Here is a 20,314-nt window from a genome sequence, read left to right as displayed (position 1 = left end):
CCCTTTAGCGTTTGATGGCTCTCAAGATAACGAATTTTTTATTGGCTGCAACGACTTGTGCGTTGCCAAACAGCCGCTTGAGCTTGTGGTGATAGTCCAGGTGGCGGTTGCCGATGACCCAGATATCACCGCCCCGTGGCAGGACCCTGTGGGCATCCTTGAACATCTGCCACGCGATATGATCCGTGATGGCCTGCAACTGATGGAAGGGGGGATTGCACAAAATGCGATCCGCACTGCCTGGCGTCACGCCATCGAGACAGTTGTTGACCATGAAGGCCGCCCGAGCACTGGCTTCAGGCAGGTTGTGCTCCACGTTCTCCTTGGCAGAGGCGACCGCCATGGTGGATTCATCGCAGAAGGTGACGTGCACCTCGGGGTCGCGTGCCAGCAAAGAGAGGCCGAGCACGCCGTTGCCGCAGCCAAGATCAACGACCTGGCGCGCGCTCATCAGCGGCAGGTGCTCCAGCATGAAGCGAGCGCCGATGTCGAGGCTGGTGCGCGAGAAGACGTTGGCGTGGTTGCGGATCACCATGGTGGTCCCTTCCAGCGGCCAGATTGTGGGATAGGGGCTGGGGGCGTCCAGCGGCTGCGACCGCGGGGTGCAGTGGATGAGGCGCGCCTTTTTCCAGGCCAGCGAGGTGGTGGTGACGCCGAGCCATTTTTCAAACAGTTGCAAGGTCGAGGTGTGGATCTCCTTGGCCTTGCCGGCGGCGAGGATGCGGGTCTGCGGCGTGACCACCTGGGCCAGGGCGATGAGTTGGTGCTCGAGCAGCGCTTGGTACTTGCTGACCTTGATCACCACCAGCGCCGGGGTGCTTGGCAGGGGGGCGAGGGCATCGAGCCACGTCACCGCCGCGCCGTCCAGGCCGTTACGTCTGAGGTTCTCCTCGGCACCGCGGCGGCTGATGAAGGAGTCGCTCACAAAATAGGGCTGGTGGGGATGCAGGTAGGCGGTCAGGGCGCCGAAGCCGTCGTTCATGACGATGACCCCCCCCTCGGGCACGCCTTCGTCGGCCAGGGTGTTGATCAGGTATTCGTCGGCGGCATCCCAGGCTTGCAGTGGATCGTCCGCTTGTGACGGATAGCGCAGCAGCTCAAACTGGCAGTGCGGGGTGACGAGTCGGGTCAACATCTGGGCTCCGGCGGGATGACGATGAACGGGGGCGCTATTCTAGCGGCTTGCGATGGGAAGTAACACGGTGCAGTGGCAGGATCTGGGAGAAGGGGGGCTGACCCTGTGGCCCCATTGGTTGACGGCGGTGGAGTGTCAGCGGTTGTGGGCGGGGTTGCAGGCGCTACCTTGGCGGCAATATCCCCTGCGCCTGTTTGGCCGCGAGGTGCTGCAACCTAGGCTGACCGCCTGGGCCAGCGATGCTGATTATCGCTATTCGGGCCTTATCCTGCCCGCAACGCCTTGGCCGGATGAGCTGGCCCGCCTGCGCGATCGGGTGCAGGCGACCACGGGTCAGCGTTTTAACTCTGTGCTGCTCAACTATTACCGCGATGGTCAGGACTGCATCGGCTGGTACAGCGATGATGAGGCGAGCCTTGGCCCCCAGCCCGCTATCGCGTCGTTGAGCCTCGGTGCGACCCGTCGTTTCCTGTTGCGCCGGCGTACAGACCACGGCGAGCGCCACGAGCTGCGGCTAAATGGAGGTGACTTGCTGCTGATGGGGCCTGGCATACAAGAGGCGTGGCAGCATGCTCTGCCGCGCCAACGCCGCCTGACGCAAGAACGCATCAACCTCACCTTTCGTTTGCTCCATCCTGACCGTTACAATGTTGCAACCATTGCCCCCATTGAGGAGTCATCATGAACCTGCAATCCCAGCTGGAGCAGAAGCTGCGCCAGGCTCTGTCGCCCAGTCATCTCGAGGTGATCAACGAAAGTTACATGCACCGTGTCGCTCCCGGCGCCGAGAGCCACTTCAAGGTCATTGTCGTGAGTGATCTGTTTGAAGGGGAACGCCTGTTGGCGCGGCACCGGCGGGTCAATACGGTGCTGGCTGATGAGTTGGCGGGGGCTGTCCATGCCCTGGCTCTGCATACTTACACCGCGTCAGAGTGGGCCGCCAGAGAGGCCGCACCCATCACGCCCAGCTGCGTCGGTAAGCCGGGGGCGTAGACGCTATTGCCGTTTTATTCATTAAAATTTCTTGACTGATGAGACCCCCAATATGGGGTGTCTCCCAAGGGGCGATGTTATCTCTTTCCCTGCTATGGCTGGCCCAGCGACAAGGTAATCTGCTGATTAATTTTGTGATTGCGAATGAATTTTCCTGTTTTGTCATGGCAGGGCCAAAGCGTGAAGTGATAAACTCGGTCGCTTGTTGAATTTCCATGACGTGGCCCGTGGCGTCTCGCCGGTAGTAAGGCCATATCCTGGAGAGTCAATCCGCCCGTCGGGAGCTCTCTCGACGCTTACCAACCTGTCTTCCCGTAACGGTAGTGCAAGTGAGTATGATTACAATTAAAAGAGGACTGGACATCCCTGTGCTGGGTGCGCCAGAGCAAGTAATCTACGATGGCCCCGCCATCACCCGTGTCGCTACACTCGGCGAGGAGTACGTGGGGATGCGACCCACCATGACCGTCAAGGTCGGGGATCGCGTCAAGAAAGGTCAGGTTCTCTTCGAAGACAAGAAGAATCCTGGCGTGAAATTCACGGCCCCTGCTGCCGGTGTGATCGCAGAGATCAACCGTGGTGACAAGCGTGTCCTGCAATCCGTCGTTATTGATATCGACGGTGACGAGCAGATCACCTTCCCCTCCTTCCCTTCAGCCGAATTGCCCAAGCTGGAACGCGCCAAGGTTCAAGAGACCCTGGTTGAGTCCGGACTGTGGGTCGCGCTGCGGACTCGTCCGTTTAGCAAGGTGCCCGCCATCGGCAGCGCGCCGCGCGCCATCTTCGTGACGGCCATGGATACCAATCCGCTGGCGGCCAGCGCTGAGCTTATCATCCGCAGCGAAGAGCAGGCCTTCCTCGACGGTCTGGCGGTGCTGACCCGTTTGACCGACGGCAAGGTGTATGTGTGCAAGGCTGAGGGCAGTCTGCCCAAATCATCGCTGGTTCAGGTGCATGAAGAGGTCTTCGTTGGCCCGCATCCGGCCGGTCTGCCGGGCACCCACATCCATTTCATTGAGTCCGCCAGCGCCCAGAAAACCGTCTGGCACATCAACTATCAGGATGTGATCGCCTACGGCAAGCTGTTCACCAGCGGTGAGCTGCCGGTCGAGCGTATCGTCTCCCTGGCCGGGCCCAATGTGCTCAAGCCGCGTCTGCTGCGCACCCGTATCGGTGCTAGCCTGACCGAGCTGACCGACAACGAGCTGCGTGCCGACGAGAACCGTATCATCTCCGGTTCGGTGTTGAGTGGCGTGCATGCCAAGGATGTGGTGGCCTATCTCGGTCGTTACCACAACCAGGTCAGTGTGCTGGGTGAAGGGCGTGAGCAGGAGTTCCTTGGCTGGGTTAACCCGAGCGCCAACAAGTTCACCATCACTCGTACTACCCTGTCTCACCTGTTCAAGGGCAAGTTGTTTCACTTCACCACCACCACCAACGGGAGTGATCGTGCCATGGTGCCTATCGGCAACTATGAGCGCGTGATGCCGCTCGATATTCTGCCGACCCTGCTGCTGCGGGATCTGGTGGCCGGTGATACCGACAGTGCCCAGACCCTCGGCTGCCTTGAGCTGGATGAGGAAGACTTGGCCCTGTGCACCTTCGTCTGCCCGGGCAAGACCGAATATGGTCCGCTGCTGCGCCAGTGCCTGACCAAGATCGAACAGGAAGGTTAAGCGATGAGTTTCAAGCAACTTCTGGAGAAGATGGAGCACCACTTCGAGCCGGGCGGTAAGTACGAGAAGTACTATGCCCTGTTCGAGGCGGCCTACACCCTTTTCTACACCCCGGGTTCCGTAACCCGTAGCAGCTCCCATGTGCGTGATGCGATCGATCTTAAGCGCATGATGATCATGGTGTGGCTGGCTGTGTTCCCGGCCATGTTCTGGGGCATGTACAACGTCGGTAACCAGGCCATCGCCGCCATTGCTCAGGTGGGCAGTGCCGCCGGTGCCGATTCCTGGCGTTATGCCCTGGCAACCCTGTTCGGTGCCTCGCTCGATCCGGCCGTGGCCGGTGTCGGCAGCAAGATGCTGATCGGGGCGGCCCACTTCCTGCCCATCTACCTGACCGTGTTCCTGGTCGGTGGTTTCTGGGAAGTGCTGTTTGCCATGGTGCGCAAGCACGAGATCAACGAAGGCTTCTTCGTCACCTCTATCCTGTTTGCCCTGATCGTGCCGCCCGATCTGCCCCTGTGGCAGGCCTCCCTCGGCATCACCTTTGGTGTGGTCATGGCCAAGGAGGTGTTCGGCGGTACCGGTAAGAACTTCCTGAACCCGGCCCTGGCGGGTCGAGCCTTCCTGTTCTTCGCCTACCCGGCGCAGATCTCCGGTGACGCCGTGTGGGTCGCCGTGGATGGCTTCTCCGGTGCTACGGCTCTGAGCCAGTGGGCACAGGGTGGTCAGGCTGCTCTTATCAACGCCACTACCGGCCAGACCATCAGCTGGATTGATGCCTTCCTCGGCAATCTGCCGGGCTCCATCGGTGAGGTCTCCACCCTGATGATCCTGCTCGGTGGTGCGATGATCATCTATATGCGCATCGCCTCCTGGCGCATCGTGGCCGGCGTTATGCTCGGCATGGTCGCTACCTCCCTGCTGTTCAATGTGATCGGCTCCGACACCAACCCCATGTTCAGCATGCCGTGGCATTGGCATCTGGTGCTGGGTGGTTTCGCCTTCGGCATGATGTTCATGGCCACCGACCCCGTTTCTGCTTCCTTTACCAATACCGGTAAGTGGTGGTACGGCGCCCTGATCGGGGTGATGGTCGTGCTGGTGCGCGTGGTCAACCCCGCGTTCCCGGAAGGCATGATGCTGGCCATTCTGTTTGCGAACCTGTTCGCCCCGCTGTTTGACCACTTCGTGGCCCAGGCGAACATCAAGCGGAGGATCGCTCGTGGCGTTTAATAAAGATTCCACCCTGGGCACCATCGGCGTCGTTGCCGTACTGTGCCTGGTCTGCTCCATCGTGGTGTCTGTCGCAGCCGTCGGCCTGCGTCCGGCGCAGCTCGCCAACAAGGCGCTCGACAAGCAGACCAATATCCTCGCCGTCGCCGGTCTGGATGTAAGCAACGTCGCCAAGACCTATGGCGACAAGATTGAAGCCCGCCTGGTCAACCTGAGCACCGGTGAGTTCGTGACCGACGGTAGCTTCGGCGATCCGGACGACTTCGACATGCTGGCGGCCGCTAAAGATCCGGCCAAGAACCTGCTCCTGGCTGGGGCTGATGACCGTGCCGGTCTCAAGCGTATCGCCAAGGTGATGCCGGTCTATCTGGCCAAGGGTGAAGACGGTCAGGTTGACTCCATCATTCTGCCCATCTACGGCCAGGGTCTGTGGTCCACCATGTACGCCTTCCTGGCGGTGGCGCCGGATGGCCAGACCGTCAAGGGCATCACCTACTATGACCACGGTGAAACCCCGGGTCTGGGCGGTGAGATCGAGAATCCGGCCTGGCGCGAGCTGTTTATCGGCAAGAAGCTGTTCGGTGACGACGGCAAGCTGGCCCTACAGATCATCAAGGGGCACGCCCCCGAGGGTTCCGAGCATGAAGTGGATGGCCTTTCTGGCGCCACGCTGACCTCCAACGGCGTCCAGCACACCTTCGAGTTCTGGATGGGTTCCAATGGCTTTGGTCCGTTCCTGGCCAAGCTGCGTGCAGGAGAGCTCAACAATGGCTGACAAGAGCGAAATGAAAAAGCTGCTGCTCACCCCGGTGCTCGGCAACAACCCCATTGCCCTTCAGGTGCTGGGTGTCTGTTCCGCCCTGGCGGTGACCAGCCAGATGAAGACCGCATTCGTGATGACGCTGGCCGTGACCGCGGTGACCGCCTTCTCGAACCTCTTCATCTCGATGATCCGCAACCAGATCCCCAACAGCGTGCGGATCATTGCCCAGATGGCGATCATCGCCTCCCTGGTTATCGTGGTGGATCAGGTGCTCAAGGCCGTGGCCTATGACATCTCCAAGCAGCTGTCGGTGTTCGTCGGTCTCATCATCACCAACTGTATCGTGATGGGTCGTGCCGAGGCCTATGCCATGAAGAGTGCGCCGCTGCCCTCCTTCCTGGATGGTATCGGTAACGGTCTTGGCTATGGTGCCGTGCTGCTGGCGGTCGCGACTGTGCGTGAAATCCTGGGCTCCGGCTCCTGGTTCGGCATCGAGCTGCTGCCGCTGGTGAATAACGGTGGCTGGTATGTGCCTAACGGCCTGCTGCTGCTGCCGCCGAGCGCGTTCTTCCTGATCGGCCTCATCATCTGGGCAGTTCGTACCAAGGATCCCAAGCAGGTGGAGGCGAAGGAGTAAGAGATGGAACACTATATCAGCCTGTTGATCCGTTCGATCTTCATCGAAAACCTGGCGCTCGCCTTCTTCCTCGGGATGTGTACCTTCCTCGCGGTCTCCAAGAAGGTGAAGACGGCTATCGGCCTCGGTATTGCCGTGGTCGTGGTGCAGACCATCGCCGTGCCGGCTAACAACCTTATCTACAACTATGTGTTGAAGGCCGGCGCCCTCTCTCCCGAGCTGGATCTGAGCTTCCTGAGCTTCATCACCTTCATCGGGGTGATTGCGGCGCTGGTGCAGATCCTGGAGATGGCGCTGGACAAGTACTTCCCGGCCCTCTACAACGCCCTCGGCATCTTCCTGCCGCTTATCACCGTGAACTGTGCCATCTTCGGTGGCGTCTCCTTCATGGTGCAGCGTGACTACAACTTTGCCGAGTCTGTCGTCTATGGCGTTGGCTCCGGCTTCGGTTGGATGCTGGCGATCGTGGCCATGGCGGGGATCCGCGAGAAGATGAAGTACTCCGATGTACCCGATGGCCTGCGCGGTCTGGGCATCACCTTCATCACTGCCGGCCTGATGGCGCTGGGCTTCATGTCCTTCTCTGGTATCTCCCTGTAATCGGAAAGGAACGATAGATGGAAATTATTTTGGGTGTGGTCATGTTTACCGTGATCCTGCTGGCGCTGGTGGCAGTCATTCTGTTCGCCAAGTCCAAGCTGGTGGCCGCGGGCGACGTGACAATCTTGATTAACGACGACGCAGGCAAGGCGGTGAAGACCCCGGCCGGCGGCAAGCTGCTCGGCGCCCTTGCCGGCAGCGGTATCTTCGTCTCCTCCGCCTGCGGTGGCGGCGGCTCCTGCGGTCAGTGCCGCGTGCGCGTCAAGTCCGGTGGCGGCGACATCCTGCCGACCGAGCTCGATCACATCAGCAAGCGCGATGCCCGCCACGGCGAGCGTCTGGCCTGCCAGGTGACCGTGCGTCAGGACATGGACATCGAGCTGCCGGAAGAGATCTTCGGCGTGAAGAAGTGGGAATGTACCGTCATCTCCAATGACAACAAGGCCACCTTCATCAAGGAGCTCAAGCTGCAGATCCCCGATGGCGAGAGTGTGCCGTTCCGCGCCGGTGGTTATATCCAGATCGAGGCGCCGGCCCACCACGTCTACTACAAGAACTTCGATATTCCCGAGGAGTATCGTGGTGACTGGGATCGCTTCAAGATCTTTGATCTGGAGTCCAAGGTCGATGAGCCGATCATCCGTGCCTACTCCATGGCCAACTATCCGGAAGAGTTCGGCATCATCATGCTCAACGTGCGGATCGCAACCCCGCCGCCGAGCAACTGGAGCGCCCCTCCGGGACAGATGTCCTCCTACATCTTCAACCTGAAGCCGGGTGATAAGGTGACCATCTCTGGGCCGTTCGGTGAGTTCTTTGCCAAGGACACCGATGCTGAGATGGTGTTCATCGGTGGTGGTGCGGGCATGGCGCCGATGCGCTCCCACATTTTCGACCAGCTGCGCCGCCTGAAGAGCAAGCGCAAGATGAGCTTCTGGTACGGTGCCCGCTCCAAGCGCGAAATGTTCTACGTGGAAGATTTCGACATGCTGGCGGCCGAGAACGAGAACTTCGTCTGGCACGTGGCGCTGTCTGATCCGCAACCGGAAGACAACTGGGACGGCTATACCGGCTTCATCCACAACGTGCTCTATGAGAACTACCTCAAGAACCACGAGGCGCCGGAAGACTGCGAGTTCTACATGTGCGGCCCTCCCGTGATGAACGCCGCCGTCATCAACATGCTCAAGAGTCTGGGTGTGGAAGATGAGAACATCCTGCTCGACGACTTCGGTGGCTAACCGGTGCGTTTGGCAGTAAGGACATGGCTGGCCCTCTTCGGGCTGGCCTTTTTCTTGACGGGGTGCAGTCAGGAAAAGGTCCAAACCCGGCCGGAGATCCACATCACCGGCAGCACCATGGGTACCTACTATTCCATTAAGGTGGCTGACGATGTCATCCCCGACGTCAAGGCCTTCCAGACCCAGATCGACGTCCTGCTTGAGCGGGTCAACGATCAGATGTCCACCTATCGCCCCGAATCCGAGCTGTCGCGCTTCAACCAGAGCCGTAACCACCGGCCCGTGGTGGTCTCCCGCGATACCGCCAGGGTGGTGATCGAGTCGTTGCACCTGGGTCGCGAGACCCGCGGTGCCCTCGACGTGACGGTGGGGCCGCTGGTCAATCTGTGGGGCTTTGGTCCGGACAAACGGCCGACCAAGGTGCCAAGTGACGAGCTGATTGCCCAGACTCGCCAGAAGACCGGTCTTGGCAACCTGCACGTGGTCACCTCGGCTGATGCCGATACCTTGCAAAAGGATATTCCCGACCTCTATGTGGATCTCTCCGCCATTGCCAAGGGGTTTGGCGTCGACAAGGTGGCCGAATACATCGAGTCGCTTGGTGCGCGTAACTACTTAGTCGAGATCGGTGGCGAGCTGCGTCTCAATGGTCACAACGGCAAGGGGCACCCGTGGCGGGTCGCCATCGAAAAGCCAGTGGCCGGCAGCGAGCAGGGCTCGGTGCAGGAGGTGATCGTGGTGGGCGACAACGGGGTGGCTACCTCAGGGGATTACCGCAACTATTACGAGATGGATGGGCAGCGCTTCTCCCACACCATCGATCCGGCCACCGGCAAGCCGATCCAGCACCGGCTGGTCTCGGTTACCGTGGTGCACCCCTCCTGCATGACCGCAGACGGATTGGCCACGGCGCTGACCGTGATGGGGCCGGAGAAGGGCATGGCCTTTGCCAAGGAGAAGGGGCTGGCCATTTTCATGGTCGTCAAGACCGACGAAGGGTTCCGCGAGGAGTACTCGGAGGCCTTCAAGCCGTATCTGGTGAGAAAGTGATATGCAAGTCTTCCTGATTACCTTTGCCGTCTTCCTGTTGGTGGTGCTGGGCATGGCCATCGGCTACATCGTCAAGAAGAAGAGCATCTCTGGCTCGTGCGGGGGGCTTGGCTCCATCGGCATCGAGAAGGAGTGCGACTGTCCCGAGCCGTGTGACAATCGCAAGAAGAAGATGGCCGCCGAGGAGGCGCGCCGCAAGATGCTCGAAGAGAACCGCATCCTGTAATGCAACGACGGGGCCCAGTGGGCCCCGCCGCTTTTTCCTCCCCACGGCCTCAGTAGTCGTACTGATGGCACTGTTTGTTATGAAACTCCACCTGCCAGCGTGCCAGCTCCTCCCGGGTTCCTAGGGCATCTCCTTGCTTGATGGCCAGCTTGAGGGCGGCCATTCGGTCATACAGCCAGCGGCACTCGGCGGTCGGGTGGTTTTTGGCGCTCAGCGGCAGGGCCAGCAGGCTTAGGATGAAGATAACGGCTCGCATGGTGATGACTCCTCGGCAATGAAATGAGAGAGATAGGCCGCTTTCCTATCTGGGGGCTGTCAAAACTGGCAGTCAACTGGGGTATACTGGGTTTTTATCCAGTTAAGGAGGCGGCTATGGGGTTTTCATCGTCAGAGCGCACGGCGCTGCTCTCCCTCAAGGGGGTGGGGCCGACCGTGCTGACCCGGCTCGAGGCCGTGGGCATCGACAGTCTGGCGATACTGGCTCAGAGCGAGGCGGATGAGCTGCTGCGCACCATTTCCCTGATGCTCGGCTCGACCTGTTGGCGCAACAGCCCGCAGGCGCGCGCCGCCATCACCGCCGCCATTGCGCTGGCGCGTCAGCTCGGTGAGGAGCACCCCCGGTGAGCGAGGGGATACGCAAGATCATCCATGTGGACATGGATTGCTTCTATGCCGCAGTGGAGATGCGCGATAACCCGGCGCTGTGCGAGCTGCCCATCGCCGTGGGGGGCGCGACAGAGCGGCGCGGCGTCATCAGCACTTGCAACTATGTGGCACGCCGTTTCGGGGTACGCTCGGCCATGCCGACGGCGCTGGCGCGCAAACTCTGCCCGCCGCTGGTGCTGCTGCCGGGGCGCATGAGTTATTACAAGGAGGTGTCGCGCCAGCTGCACGCCATCTTCCGCCGCTATACCGAGCTCATCGAGCCGCTCTCCCTCGATGAAGCCTATCTGGACGTGACCAGCAGCCCGCAATGTGATGGCTCGGCCACCCGGATCGCCGCCGAGATCCGCGAAACTATCCGCCGCGAGCTGGGGTTGACCGCCTCGGCCGGGGTGGCTCCGAACAAGTTCCTGGCCAAGATCGCCTCCGAGCACAACAAGCCGGATGGCCAGTTCGTCATCGCCCCGCATCAGGTGGATGAGTTCGTGCGCCAGCTACCGCTCTCCCAGATCCCTGGCATCGGTCGCAAGAGTGCCGAGCGGCTGGCGGCCTTTGGCCTGTTCACCTGCGAGGATGTGCGGGGTCTTTCGCAAGAGGAGTGTCACCGCCACTTCGGCAAGATGGGGGACGTGCTGCAAGAGCGCATCTGGGGCCGTGATGAGCGGCCGGTACAGGTGAGCCGCGAGCGCAAGTCGGTCGGGGTCGAGACCACCTATGAGAGCGATCTGCCGCCGGATGAGGCTCTTTGCTGGCAGCAAATAGAGCGATTGCTGCCCGAGTTGCAACGGCGTCTGCTGCGCCACCACGGCGAGCGCCCCATCGGTGGGCTCGGTCTCAAGCTCAAATTTGCCGATTTCCAGCAGACCACCGTCTATCGCAGTTGCGATCACATCCAGCTCGAGCTACTCCACTCCCTGCTGCGGGAGGGGTTGCTGCGGGGGGCGGGCCGGGGGATCCGCCTCATCGGCTTGGTCGCCGGGGTGGGCGTGCGCCGTGAACAGCTCTCTTTCGATCTCTAGCCGCTTCCCCGATAACCCACTCGGCTCAGCCTGATGCCGAGTATGCGCATGGGCCCATACAGCGCAGCCCTTGGGCACGACGGTGTTGGCATCACGTGGGGTCGGCTGGAGTCGGTGGGCGGCCACTCTCTGGCTAAGCACTGCGGCCGAGGCAGGAAGTTAGGGGTAGCGAGGGGAGGGCACAGTGCCGGCAGAAAAAAGGCGCCAACACAGGAAGGCGCCAAGCTATTCAGATGACAGACAGGGTCAAATCGGAGGATTTGAACCTTTCTCCCCGCACGGGGAAAAGAACACAACACCACAATCGGTCGCCATGGGCTCCGGCAGAGGCCGCACATCGAACAGGCATCACAGATGCGAGCCATATGACAACGAATTGTTGACGCGAATTATGTTTATTCGCTGGTGGGCTGGCAACCGACAATTTATAATGCCGTTCATTAGAAAAATTCATCTTTTCGGCAGGAGTCATGTCGCGTCGTCTCCCCCCCCTCAATGCGCTCAAGGCCTTCGAGGCGGCTGCTCGGCATCTGAGCTTTACCCGGGCTGCAGAAGAACTTTTTGTCACCCAAGCTGCCATCAGCCACCAGATCAAGGCGCTCGAGGAGTACCTTGGTATCAAGCTGTTTCGCCGCAAGAACCGCTCGCTTCTGCTGACCGAGGAGGGGCAGGGCTACTTCCTCGATATCAAGGATATCTTTGCCTCTATCTCGGAGGCGACTGACAAGCTGCTGGCGCGCAGCGCCAAAGGGGCGCTCACCGTCTCGTTGCAGCCGAGTTTCGCCATCCAGTGGTTGGTGCCGCGGCTGGTGCGCTTTAGTGAGCGCCACCCGGATATCGATGTGCGCATCAAGGCGGTCGACATGGACGAAGGCTCGCTCACCGATGACGTGGACGTGGCCATTTACTATGGCCGGGGCAACTGGCCGGGAGTGCGGGCCGACAAGCTGCACACCGAGTACCTGATCCCGGTCTGCTCGCCGCTGCTGCTCACCGGCCCTAAACCGCTGCGAACGCCCCAGGATCTGACTGGCCACACCCTGCTGCACGACACCTCGCGCCGCGATTGGAAAGCGTGGTTCCGTCAGCTCGGCATCGATGCGCCCAACGTCAATCAGGGGCCCATCTTCAGCCACTCCACTATGGTGATCCAGGCCGCTATTCATGGTCAGGGGGTGGCCCTTGGCCACAGCGTGCTGGCCCAGCCTGAGATCGATGCGGGTCGCCTCATTTGCCCGTTCGAGCAGGTGCTGGTGAGCAAGAACGCCTTCTATCTGGTATGCCAGGAGCAGCAGGCCGATCTCGGCAAGATAGTGGCGTTTCGCGACTGGATGCTCGAGCTGGTGGAGCAGGAGGAGGCGCGCCGCCTCTCTCAGGTGTCGGCATGAGTGAGCACGCGTGGGTGCGCGCAGGCGATCCGGCGGCGCCAGTGCGTCTGCTGCTGGCCCATGGGGCAGGGGCTGGCATGGATCACCCCTTTCTGGCCCGCCTGAGCGAGTTGCTGGCCGGTGCCGATATCGAGGTGGTGCGCTTTAACTTTCCCTATATGATCGCCATGGCCGAGAGCGGCAAGCGGCGTCCGCCCGATCGGGCCCCGCAGCTGCTGGAGCACTGGCGCTCCATGATAGCGCGCTTTGCCCACCCCAGGTTGTTTCTGGCCGGCAAGTCGATGGGGGGGAGGATGGCGGCCGAGCTGGCCGATGAGAGCGGCGCCGCCGGGCTGGTGCTGCTGGGCTACCCCTTTCATCCGGTCGGCAAACCCGAGCGCTGGCGTGGTGAAGTGCTCAAGTCAATCCAGACGCCCACCCTGCTGCTGCAAGGGGAGCGCGACAGCTTTGGCTCGCGTGCCGAGCTGGCCGATTTTCCCTTCTCGGAGCGGGTGAGCAGGCACTGGATCCCCGATGGGGACCACAGTTTTGTACCGCGCAAGGCGAGCGGGCGTGACGAAGCGGCCAACTTGAGCCTGGCGGCGGGTCTTATCTCCCGCTTTATCGAGGAACGAGCGTCATGAGTGAAAAACGTCACTGGGTGGTGCTGGCCGCCCTGTTTGGCCTCTCGGCCACGGCGCTGGGGGCGTATGGCGCCCACGGCCTGCCTGCCACCGGTATCGCGGCTGACAAGCTCTCCGCCTTTCACAGTGCAGTGCAGTACCAATTTATCCATGCCCTGGCGCTGCTTGCGCTCGGGATCTCTTCTCTGCGCGGGCGGGCTGTGGCCATCGCCTGCGCCCTGTTCGTGCTGGGGACCCTAGGGTTTTCCGGTAGCATCTATGCCATGGTGCTGCTCGGAACCAAGGGCATCGGCCTGCTGACCCCGGCCGGCGGACTCTGTTTCATGTTGGGATGGGCAACTCTGATCTGGGTTGGCTGTCGTCTTGGAGGAAAGAATGAATAACCTGCTGATTTATTGCCGTCCCGGCTTCGAGAAGGAGGCGGCGGCAGAGATCACCGAGCGAGCCAGCGAGCTGCAGTGCTACGGTTTTGCCCGGGTCAAGGACGACAGCGGCTATGTGCTCTTCGAGTTGTATGAAGAGGGGCAGGCCGATCTGCTGGCGCGCAAGCTCCCCTTCCGCGAGCTGATCTTCGCCCGCCAGATGCTGGTGCTGACCCACGATCTTGCCGATCTTGATCCGGGCGATCGTATCCGCCCCATCGTCGACGCCTGCCGCGACTATGCCATCTGCGGCGATCTGCGGGTCGAGACCGCCGACACCAACGAGGCCAAGGAGCTGTCGGGTTTTTGCCGTAAGTTCACCGTCCCCCTGCGCCAGGCCCTGCGCAGCAACGAGATCCTGACCCAGAAAGAGACCCGGCATCGCCCGGTGTTCCACGCCTTCTTCCTGGCCACCGACCATGTGCTGCTCGGCTACTCCTACTCGTTCAACAACTCCGAGTTCCACATGGGGATCCCGCGCCTGCGCTTCCCCTCCGATGCCCCGAGCCGCTCCACCCTCAAGCTCGAGGAGGCGTTCCACGTCTTCGTACCGAAAGAGGAGTGGGACGTGCGTCTGACCTCGGGCATGAAGGCGGTCGATCTCGGCGCCTGCCCGGGGGGCTGGACCTATCAGTTGGTGCGCCGTGGCATGATGGTTACCGCCGTCGATAACGGCATGATGGCCGACTCCCTGATGGAGACCGGCCAGGTGAAACACCTACGCGAAGACGGCTTCCAGTGGAAACCGGTCAAGAAGAATAACTACTGGCTGGTGTGTGACATGGTCGACAAGCCGGCGCGGGTGGTGCACATGGTGGCGGACTGGTTCCAGGATGGACTGTGCCAGGAGGCGATCTTCAACCTCAAGCTGCCGATGAAGAAGCGCTTCGTCGAGGCCGAGCACAACCTGAATGTGCTGCGCGAGCGGCTGGCCGAGGTCGACCCGAGCTTCGTCATCCAGGCCAAGCAGCTCTATCACGATCGCGAGGAGATCACGGTGCACGTCTATAACCGTTATGCCCTCTCCAAGCTGGTGCCCCAGTCTCAGAAGCGGTAATCGAAGCGCAGGCTGGACTCGTCGTCGGTCAGTTTGACCTCGACCTGTAGCGGAATGCGTTTGTCGGTCGGGTTGAATTGCAGTTTCAGCCCGTCCCCCCTGAGCTTGACCGCCGTGTTGATGCCGCCGGCCTTGAACTTGACCCTCGGCTTGTAGCGCTCAAACGAGAGAGAGACGCTCTTCTCCGGGGTCAGGTTGAGCTGATGGTAGGGGGTAATGGTCTGCTGGCCGTTGCGGTCGATCTTCACGTCGAGCCCCATGCTGTAGCGCGACGAGCGGCCCAGCAGGCCATTGCTGTCCAGCGAGGTCTCCAGTGGGGCGTTGTTGGGTAGCTCCTGCGCCTGTTTCCAGGCGGTGACATCCGGCTTCTCCAGCCCCATGGCTGGCAGCGATATGAGCATCAATGCGAGCAGCAAGCGCATGGTGGAATCTCCCTGTTTCCTGCCCTCAACCATAGCTCATGGTGTTACGGGAAGAGGGGGTGCCACCCACAAAAAAGGGAGCCAACGGCTCCCTTTTTTGTCGTTCAGCGGTTACAGGCGGGCAATGACGGCCTGGGTAAACTCATCTGTGCTGGCGCTGCCACCGAGATCGCGGGTGACATGCTCACCGGCTTCTATGGTGGCGCGCACGGCCCCCAGGATGCGCTCGGCCTTCTCTTGCATGCCGAGGTACTCCAGCATCTGCACCGAGGCCAGGATGACCGAGGTGGGGTTGGCAATGTTCTTGCCAGCGATGTCCGGTGCTGAGCCGTGCACTGCCTCGAAGATGGCGGCGCCACTGCCGATGTTGGCACCCGGCGCCATGCCAAGACCGCCGACCAGACCGGCGCACAGATCCGAGAGGATGTCGCCGAACAGGTTGGTGGTGACCATGACATCAAAGCGCTCCGGGTACATCACCAGGTTCATGCAGGCGGCGTCGACGATCATTTCCTCGCACTGGATCTCCGGATAGCGGGCCGCCACCTGACGGGCCACCTCCAGGAACAGGCCGGAGGTGGACTTGAGGATGTTGGCCTTGTGTACCACGGTGACCTTCTTGCGTCCCTCGTTCTTGGCCAGCTCGAAGGCGAAGGTGGCGATGCGCTCTGCCCCTTCGCGGGTGATGATGCTCATCGCCTCGGCGCTGTTGTTGTCGTCGCTGCGCTTTTGGCCGGCACCTGAGTACATCCCCTCGGTGTTCTCGCGCACCGTGATGATGTCGATGTTCTCGTAGCGGCTCTTGGTGCCATTGAAGGAGATAACCGGGCGCACGTTGGCGTAGAGGTTGAACTTCTTGCGCAGGGAGACGTTGATGGAGGTGAAACCGCCACCGACCGGGGTGGTGAGGGGGCCCTTGAGGCTCACCTTGTTGCGCTCGATGAGATCCAAGGTGGCTTGTGGCAGCAGTTCACCGTGTTTTTCGAGGGCAACCAGGCCGGCGTCGGCGTAGTCATAGTCGAAGTCGCAGCCGGCGTGCTGCAAAATTTGAATGGCGGAGTCGATGATGCTGGGGCCGATGCCGTCGCCCGGGATGACGGTAATTCTGGTTTTGGACATAGGGCACTTCCGAGGTACATAAAGAGGTAGAAGTCGGTGTTTCTTATACCATTTTATAAAGATTTACACCATTTTTCTTTACAACCAAGGTCGTATCCTCGTCGATTATTCTGACTTTTCCCCCGGCAACGGAAGACGCAGGTCGCGCAGGTTGAAGCCGAGCTCGATGTCATCGCGCAGCCGTACCAGTTCACAGGCCAGACGCGCCTCATCGGCATGGGCATGCACTCGCTTCACCGCCTTGTCATCACTCTCGATGCTGAGGATGGCCTCCAGCGAGCCATGGGCTTGTAGCAAGGCCGCGGCGCTCTTCGGGCCGATCCCCGGCACCCCCTTGATGCCGCTGCCCGACACGCCGGTCAGCGCCCAGTAATCGACCAACTGGGCTGACGTCACCCCAAACTGGCTCTGCACGAAGGGAAGATCGAGCCAGCGCTTGTTGAAGTAGTCGCGGATGCGGATCTCGGGGCAGAGCAGCTGGCAGAACCCCTTGTCGGTGGAGATGATGGTGACGGCCTGGCCGTGATGGGCCACCTTGCGGGCCAGGGTGGCAATCAGATCGTCCGCCTCGTCGGTCTGGGAGAGCAAGGAGTCGATGGCAAGCTCCCAGAAGGCGTCCTGCAAGGTCTCGAGGCCGGTGCGCAGCTCGGTCGGCATCGGCGTGCGTCCCTCCTTATAGGCGGGGAAGCGCACCTTGCGCCAGCCGCGAACCTCGGCGTCAAACACGGCGATGGCGTGAGTGGGGGCGGCCTGAGCGAGCAGTTTGTGGGTGGTATTGATGAGGGTTGCCCGGGTCGCGATGAGGGCCTGTTCGGGCGTCAGCGATTGCCCCGCCTGCACGGCGTGGATGCGGCGGATGAGGTTGAGGGCGTCGATGATCAGCAGGTGGGACATGGGCGGCTCGCTCGGTTCGGGCCGCCCATTGTAACAAAAGGGGGCGCCATGCGCCCCCTTTGGGTCATCCGTGATTAGCGCACTATCTCGTAGCAGGGCACGTAGGCGCTGCCCGGCAGCTTCATGCGTTGCTGCTTGACGAAGCTTTGCAGCAGTTTATCCATCAGTTGCATCAGCTCCTTGTCGCCATGGATCTTGAACGGCCCCTTCTTCTCGATGGCGCGGATGCCGGCCTCTTTCACGTTGCCCGCCACGATACCGGAGAAGGCGCGGCGCAGGTTGGCTGCCAGGGTCTGGGGCGGTTGATCCCGGTGCAGGTTGAGGCTGGCCATGTTGTCATGGGTCGGCTCGAACGGCAGTTGGAACTCGGGCTCAATCTTGAGCGACCAGTTGAAGGAGTAGGCATCGCCCACCGACTTGCGGTATTCGCGGATCTTCGGCATTCCCTCCTTCATCACTCTGGCCACCTCGGGGGCGTCGCCAATGATGATGCGATAGAGGCTGGTGGCCGCCTCACCCAGGGTGGCGCGCACGAAGTCATCGATCGCCTTGAAGTAGTCGGCGCTCTCCTTGGGCCCGGTCAGCACGATGGGGACGGGCTGACGCTCGTTGGCCGGGTGCATCATGATGCCGAGCAGGTAGAGCAGCTCCTCGGCGGTGCCTACCCCGCCCGGGAAGACGATGATGCCATGGCCGAGGCGCACGAAGGCCTCCAGCCGCTTCTCGATATCCGGCAGGATCACCAGCTCGTTGACGATAGGGTTGGGCGGCTCGGCGGCGATGATCGAAGGCTCGGTCAGGCCGATGTAACGGCTGCTCTTGATGCGCTGCTTGGCGTGGCCCACGGCAGCCCCCTTCATCGGCCCCTCCATGGCGCCGGGGCCGCAGCCGGTGCAGATGTTGAGCTCGCGCAGCCCCAGCTCGTTACCCACCTGGCGGGTGTAGCGGTACTCCACCTCGTTGATGGAGTGGCCACCCCAACAGACCACCAGATTGGGATCGGCGCCGGGCTGCACCGCTTTGGCGTTGCGCAGGATGGAGAACACCACGTTGGTGATGTGGGTGGAGTTGGTCAGGTTGACCTGGCGGTTCGATTCGAGCTGGTTCGATACATACAGGATGTCGCGCAGTACCGAGAAGAGGTGCTCTTGAATGCCGCGGATGATCTCACCGTCGACGAAGGCGTGCTCGGGGGCGTTGAACAGCTCCAACTTGACCCCGCGCTCACGGCGGATCACATGGATATCGAAGCTCTTGTAGCGCTCCAGTATCTCTTTGGAGCTATCGGTCTGGCTGCCGGAGTTGAGCACGGCCAGGGAGCAGTTGCGAAACAGTTGGTAGATGTCGCTGGTGGCGGTCTGCTTGAGGCGATCCACCTCAAGTTGCGACAGCAGATCCATGCTGCCGACCGGATTGATATGGGTAATCATAGGGCCCCCTTCGGGTCGTTGTTATTGTGGCGTACAGCTCCGTGCGGGAGAGGCGTGGCGTGGCGCCGGTCGCTAGATACTAGATGCAAGCCTAGGGGGAGGGGAATAGCAACGGGGCGCGACCGCTGGTTTTTCAACCAGTTGCCGCACCCCGGTCACAGCACTATGTTGACCTGATCGCGGCCCGAGTGCTTGGAGCCGTAGAGTGCCTGATCGGCCCGCTCAAAGGCGTCGGTGGTCTGATCGCCCTCCTTGAACAGGGTGGCACCGATGGAGATGGTGATCTCTACCCGGGCGTCCTTGAAGCGAAACGGGATGCTCTTGATGGTCTGACGCAACTTGTCGAGAGGCTTGTGGAACTTCTCCGGGTTGATGTTGGGCAGCAGCACCACAAACTCCTCGCCGCCGAAGCGGGCGATGAAGTCGGTGTCGCGCAACGAGCGCTGCAACGCCTTGGCCACCACCTTGAGAGCCTTGTCGCCGGCCATGTGGCCGTAGTTGTCGTTGATGGTCTTGAAGTGATCGATGTCGATCACTGCCAGACACAGGGGGGTCTGGTAGCGCAGCCAGCGCTTGTATTCGAGCTCAAGCCGCTCCTCCAGCGCCGCTCGGTTGTGCACCTGGGTCAGGCTGTCGAGAAACAGCTTGTGCTTTTGGATGGTGAGCCGTTTCTTGTACTCGGCGGTCTCCTCCTTCATCAGGCGCAGCTTGGCCTCCATGGAGGAGAGGCGGGTGATGAGGTGACGCTCCCGCTGATAGAGGGCATCCCGATCGCTAAGCAGCAAGGAGATGGCGTCCATGTGGCGATGCATGTCCTGCTTGAGCAGCTCCAGAGTACCGGCCTGGGCCAGGGTCTCATCGATGGAGCGCAGCTCCTTGTTGAGGGCCTGACGGCTGCGGCTGGTCTCCTCTTGCAGGGTGCGCCCCTCATCGAGGCTCTCGGTGAAGCTGAAGTGCACCGCGTGCAGCCCCTCGTTGAGGCTGATGAGGAAGGCCTGGGACGCTTTACGCTCCTCGCGGGTTCCCTGAATGATGAGTTCGATCACTTGCAGCGCCAGCTCGGAGAGCTTGGCGAGGGTGACACCACTGAGCAGCTCGCGGCGCACCATGTCGAGGCGATCCCCGACCTCGCCGGCGAAGTCCAGTTCGGTGATGAGGCGTTGCAGCTCGTCAGCCAGCTTGCCATAACTGCGCCCGCCGAGTTCGACGGACGGGTTATCGTCTTCCCGCAGCAGTGGTTCCCCCAACTGCTGGAACTTCAATGCCTGCTGGTAATACTCAAGCAGTTTCAGCACTTTGCGGTGATAGTCACCAAAGCTGTAGCCATCGTCGGCGAGCAGATGCTCGCGCAGTGCCTGACAGGCCCGCTCCGGGAAATCCTTGACCGGCTTGATGTGCTTGGCGCCGTACTGGATGGCGCTGCGAGCCGAACCGATGGAGTCCTTGACCGAGTCACCGTGGTGTTGCAGCAGTCGCTCGATCAGCGCCAGCTCGGCATCGAGGGTGGTGTAGGGCTGATGGATGTCGATCTTCTGCTTGAGCTTGGCCAGCTTGGTGTCAAGCTCACGGTCATGGCCGCGGCAGGCGAGCATCAGCTTGCCGATGAACTGCGTCACCCTGGTCCGTTCGGCGATCATGCTCTCCCTAAGCTGGGCCAGCTCGGGGTGCGTGTCCGGTGCGTCGCTGGGGGGCGAAAGAGCCTTGTCCTTCATGAAAGAGTCGC

23 protein-coding genes are annotated in these 20,314 nt (G+C 61.4%); 16 read left to right on the top strand and 7 right to left on the bottom strand.

What is annotated here, in order from left to right:
- Positions 1-4: 4 nt before the first annotated feature.
- Positions 5-1,135 (bottom strand): methyltransferase, encoded by a 1,131-nt coding sequence (locus FE240_RS12405; RefSeq protein WP_193001331.1) that lies wholly within the window; start codon positions 1,133-1,135, stop codon positions 5-7.
- Positions 1,136-1,187: 52 nt separating this feature from the next.
- Between FE240_RS12405 and FE240_RS12400 the strand changes: the two genes are divergently transcribed.
- From FE240_RS12400 to nqrM, 10 genes are all read left to right on the top strand, one after another.
- Positions 1,188-1,820: an alpha-ketoglutarate-dependent dioxygenase AlkB family protein gene (locus tag FE240_RS12400; RefSeq protein WP_193001329.1), complete on the top strand. Its 633-nt coding sequence runs from the start codon at positions 1,188-1,190 to the stop codon at positions 1,818-1,820.
- Positions 1,817-2,128 (top strand): BolA family protein, encoded by a 312-nt coding sequence (locus FE240_RS12395; protein WP_193001327.1) that lies wholly within the window; start codon positions 1,817-1,819, stop codon positions 2,126-2,128. The genes FE240_RS12400 and FE240_RS12395 overlap by 4 nt, the downstream gene beginning before the upstream one ends.
- Positions 2,129-2,463: 335 nt before the next feature.
- The gene (locus tag FE240_RS12390) at positions 2,464-3,804 is read left to right on the top strand and encodes a Na(+)-translocating NADH-quinone reductase subunit A (protein WP_193004548.1); all 1,341 of its coding nucleotides are present in this window, start codon (positions 2,464-2,466) and stop codon (positions 3,802-3,804) included.
- 3 nt (positions 3,805-3,807) lie between these two features.
- Entirely contained in the window at positions 3,808-5,037 is a 1,230-nt protein-coding gene (locus FE240_RS12385) for an NADH:ubiquinone reductase (Na(+)-transporting) subunit B (protein ID WP_193001325.1), read from the top strand.
- The gene (locus FE240_RS12380) at positions 5,027-5,812 is read left to right on the top strand and encodes a Na(+)-translocating NADH-quinone reductase subunit C (RefSeq protein WP_193001323.1); all 786 of its coding nucleotides are present in this window, start codon (positions 5,027-5,029) and stop codon (positions 5,810-5,812) included. Before FE240_RS12385 ends, FE240_RS12380 begins: the two co-directional genes overlap by 11 nt.
- A complete protein-coding gene (locus tag FE240_RS12375) occupies positions 5,805-6,437 on the top strand; it encodes an NADH:ubiquinone reductase (Na(+)-transporting) subunit D (RefSeq protein WP_042045125.1) in 633 nt (210 codons plus the stop codon). Before FE240_RS12380 ends, FE240_RS12375 begins: the two co-directional genes overlap by 8 nt.
- A gap of 3 nt (positions 6,438-6,440) precedes the next feature.
- A complete protein-coding gene (nqrE, locus tag FE240_RS12370; RefSeq protein WP_193001321.1) occupies positions 6,441-7,037 on the top strand; it encodes an NADH:ubiquinone reductase (Na(+)-transporting) subunit E in 597 nt (198 codons plus the stop codon).
- A gap of 17 nt (positions 7,038-7,054) precedes the next feature.
- Positions 7,055-8,278: an NADH:ubiquinone reductase (Na(+)-transporting) subunit F gene (gene nqrF / locus FE240_RS12365; RefSeq protein ID WP_193001319.1), complete on the top strand. Its 1,224-nt coding sequence runs from the start codon at positions 7,055-7,057 to the stop codon at positions 8,276-8,278.
- Positions 8,279-8,281: 3 nt separating this feature from the next.
- Positions 8,282-9,328, top strand: a complete 1,047-nt coding sequence (locus FE240_RS12360; RefSeq protein WP_193001317.1) for an FAD:protein FMN transferase — start codon at positions 8,282-8,284, stop codon at positions 9,326-9,328.
- Position 9,329: 1 nt separating this feature from the next.
- Positions 9,330-9,554: a (Na+)-NQR maturation NqrM gene (gene nqrM / locus FE240_RS12355; protein WP_193001315.1), complete on the top strand. Its 225-nt coding sequence runs from the start codon at positions 9,330-9,332 to the stop codon at positions 9,552-9,554.
- Between the two features lie 49 nt (positions 9,555-9,603).
- Here the strand turns inward: nqrM and FE240_RS12350 are convergent, their stop codons facing one another.
- Entirely contained in the window at positions 9,604-9,810 is a 207-nt protein-coding gene (locus FE240_RS12350) for a hypothetical protein (protein WP_193001313.1), read from the bottom strand.
- Between the two features lie 116 nt (positions 9,811-9,926).
- On the opposite strand from FE240_RS12350, the gene FE240_RS12345 reads away from it, so the two are divergent.
- From FE240_RS12345 to rlmM, 6 genes are all read left to right on the top strand, one after another.
- Entirely contained in the window at positions 9,927-10,178 is a 252-nt protein-coding gene (locus FE240_RS12345) for a helix-hairpin-helix domain-containing protein (protein ID WP_193001310.1), read from the top strand.
- A gap of 8 nt (positions 10,179-10,186) precedes the next feature.
- A complete protein-coding gene (dinB, locus tag FE240_RS12340; RefSeq protein ID WP_193004547.1) occupies positions 10,187-11,236 on the top strand; it encodes a DNA polymerase IV in 1,050 nt (349 codons plus the stop codon).
- Between the two features lie 470 nt (positions 11,237-11,706).
- Positions 11,707-12,624 carry a transcriptional regulator GcvA gene (locus tag FE240_RS12335; protein WP_042045117.1) on the top strand — a complete coding sequence of 306 codons (918 nt, stop codon included), beginning with the start codon at positions 11,707-11,709 and terminating at the stop codon, positions 12,622-12,624.
- Positions 12,621-13,247, top strand: a complete 627-nt coding sequence (locus FE240_RS12330; protein ID WP_193001308.1) for an alpha/beta family hydrolase — start codon at positions 12,621-12,623, stop codon at positions 13,245-13,247. The genes FE240_RS12335 and FE240_RS12330 overlap by 4 nt, the downstream gene beginning before the upstream one ends.
- Positions 13,244-13,630 carry a DUF423 domain-containing protein gene (locus FE240_RS12325; protein WP_042045112.1) on the top strand — a complete coding sequence of 129 codons (387 nt, stop codon included), beginning with the start codon at positions 13,244-13,246 and terminating at the stop codon, positions 13,628-13,630. Before FE240_RS12330 ends, FE240_RS12325 begins: the two co-directional genes overlap by 4 nt.
- The gene (gene rlmM / locus FE240_RS12320; RefSeq protein WP_193001306.1) at positions 13,623-14,726 is read left to right on the top strand and encodes a 23S rRNA (cytidine(2498)-2'-O)-methyltransferase RlmM; all 1,104 of its coding nucleotides are present in this window, start codon (positions 13,623-13,625) and stop codon (positions 14,724-14,726) included. The genes FE240_RS12325 and rlmM overlap by 8 nt, the downstream gene beginning before the upstream one ends.
- On the opposite strand, the gene FE240_RS12315 is transcribed toward rlmM, so the two are convergent.
- The 5 genes from FE240_RS12315 to FE240_RS12295 all read right to left on the bottom strand — a co-directional run bounded on the left by FE240_RS12315 (position 14,714) and on the right by FE240_RS12295 (position 20,303).
- A complete protein-coding gene (locus FE240_RS12315; RefSeq protein WP_193001304.1) occupies positions 14,714-15,148 on the bottom strand; it encodes a hypothetical protein in 435 nt (144 codons plus the stop codon). The two genes, rlmM and FE240_RS12315, sit on opposite strands and share 13 nt — an antisense overlap.
- 111 nt (positions 15,149-15,259) lie before the next feature.
- Positions 15,260-16,267: an isocitrate dehydrogenase gene (locus tag FE240_RS12310; protein WP_193001302.1), complete on the bottom strand. Its 1,008-nt coding sequence runs from the start codon at positions 16,265-16,267 to the stop codon at positions 15,260-15,262.
- A 105-nt stretch (positions 16,268-16,372) separates the two neighbouring features.
- Entirely contained in the window at positions 16,373-17,161 is a 789-nt protein-coding gene (gene xni / locus FE240_RS12305) for a flap endonuclease Xni (RefSeq protein ID WP_193001300.1), read from the bottom strand.
- A 74-nt stretch (positions 17,162-17,235) separates the two neighbouring features.
- Positions 17,236-18,591, bottom strand: coding sequence for a nucleotide 5'-monophosphate nucleosidase PpnN (ppnN, locus tag FE240_RS12300; protein ID WP_193001298.1), 1,356 nt, complete (start codon positions 18,589-18,591; stop codon positions 17,236-17,238).
- Positions 18,592-18,746: 155 nt separating this feature from the next.
- Entirely contained in the window at positions 18,747-20,303 is a 1,557-nt protein-coding gene (locus tag FE240_RS12295) for a GGDEF domain-containing protein (protein ID WP_193001296.1), read from the bottom strand.
- Positions 20,304-20,314 lie beyond the last annotated feature (11 nt).

This window comes from Aeromonas simiae (assembly GCF_014892695.1).
GTDB lineage: Bacteria > Pseudomonadota > Gammaproteobacteria > Enterobacterales > Aeromonadaceae > Aeromonas > Aeromonas simiae.
This window is presented reverse-complemented; position numbering and strand designations above follow the sequence as displayed.

Bases quoted from the DNA above. Each gene is read 5' to 3' on its own strand.
- FE240_RS12405 (WP_193001331.1), bottom strand. From the start codon at position 1,135: ATGTTGACCCGACTCGTCACCCCGCACTGCCAGTTTGAGCTGCTGCGC.
- FE240_RS12295 (WP_193001296.1), bottom strand. From the start codon at position 20,303: ATGAAGGACAAGGCTCTTTCGCCCCCCAGCGACGCACCGGACACGCAC.
- ppnN (WP_193001298.1), bottom strand. From the start codon at position 18,591: ATGATTACCCATATCAATCCGGTCGGCAGCATGGATCTGCTGTCGCAA.
- FE240_RS12385 (WP_193001325.1), top strand. From the start codon at position 3,808: ATGAGTTTCAAGCAACTTCTGGAGAAGATGGAGCACCACTTCGAGCCG.
- nqrF (WP_193001319.1), top strand. From the start codon at position 7,055: ATGGAAATTATTTTGGGTGTGGTCATGTTTACCGTGATCCTGCTGGCG.
- xni (WP_193001300.1), bottom strand. From the start codon at position 17,161: ATGTCCCACCTGCTGATCATCGACGCCCTCAACCTCATCCGCCGCATC.
- FE240_RS12390 (WP_193004548.1), top strand. From the start codon at position 2,464: ATGATTACAATTAAAAGAGGACTGGACATCCCTGTGCTGGGTGCGCCA.
- nqrM (WP_193001315.1), top strand. From the start codon at position 9,330: ATGCAAGTCTTCCTGATTACCTTTGCCGTCTTCCTGTTGGTGGTGCTG.
- FE240_RS12335 (WP_042045117.1), top strand. From the start codon at position 11,707: ATGTCGCGTCGTCTCCCCCCCCTCAATGCGCTCAAGGCCTTCGAGGCG.
- FE240_RS12375 (WP_042045125.1), top strand. From the start codon at position 5,805: ATGGCTGACAAGAGCGAAATGAAAAAGCTGCTGCTCACCCCGGTGCTC.
- rlmM (WP_193001306.1), top strand. From the start codon at position 13,623: ATGAATAACCTGCTGATTTATTGCCGTCCCGGCTTCGAGAAGGAGGCG.
- FE240_RS12350 (WP_193001313.1), bottom strand. From the start codon at position 9,810: ATGCGAGCCGTTATCTTCATCCTAAGCCTGCTGGCCCTGCCGCTGAGC.
- FE240_RS12400 (WP_193001329.1), top strand. From the start codon at position 1,188: ATGGGAAGTAACACGGTGCAGTGGCAGGATCTGGGAGAAGGGGGGCTG.
- FE240_RS12345 (WP_193001310.1), top strand. From the start codon at position 9,927: ATGGGGTTTTCATCGTCAGAGCGCACGGCGCTGCTCTCCCTCAAGGGG.
- FE240_RS12325 (WP_042045112.1), top strand. From the start codon at position 13,244: ATGAGTGAAAAACGTCACTGGGTGGTGCTGGCCGCCCTGTTTGGCCTC.
- FE240_RS12315 (WP_193001304.1), bottom strand. From the start codon at position 15,148: ATGCGCTTGCTGCTCGCATTGATGCTCATATCGCTGCCAGCCATGGGG.
- FE240_RS12310 (WP_193001302.1), bottom strand. From the start codon at position 16,267: ATGTCCAAAACCAGAATTACCGTCATCCCGGGCGACGGCATCGGCCCC.
- FE240_RS12330 (WP_193001308.1), top strand. From the start codon at position 12,621: ATGAGTGAGCACGCGTGGGTGCGCGCAGGCGATCCGGCGGCGCCAGTG.
- FE240_RS12395 (WP_193001327.1), top strand. From the start codon at position 1,817: ATGAACCTGCAATCCCAGCTGGAGCAGAAGCTGCGCCAGGCTCTGTCG.
- nqrE (WP_193001321.1), top strand. From the start codon at position 6,441: ATGGAACACTATATCAGCCTGTTGATCCGTTCGATCTTCATCGAAAAC.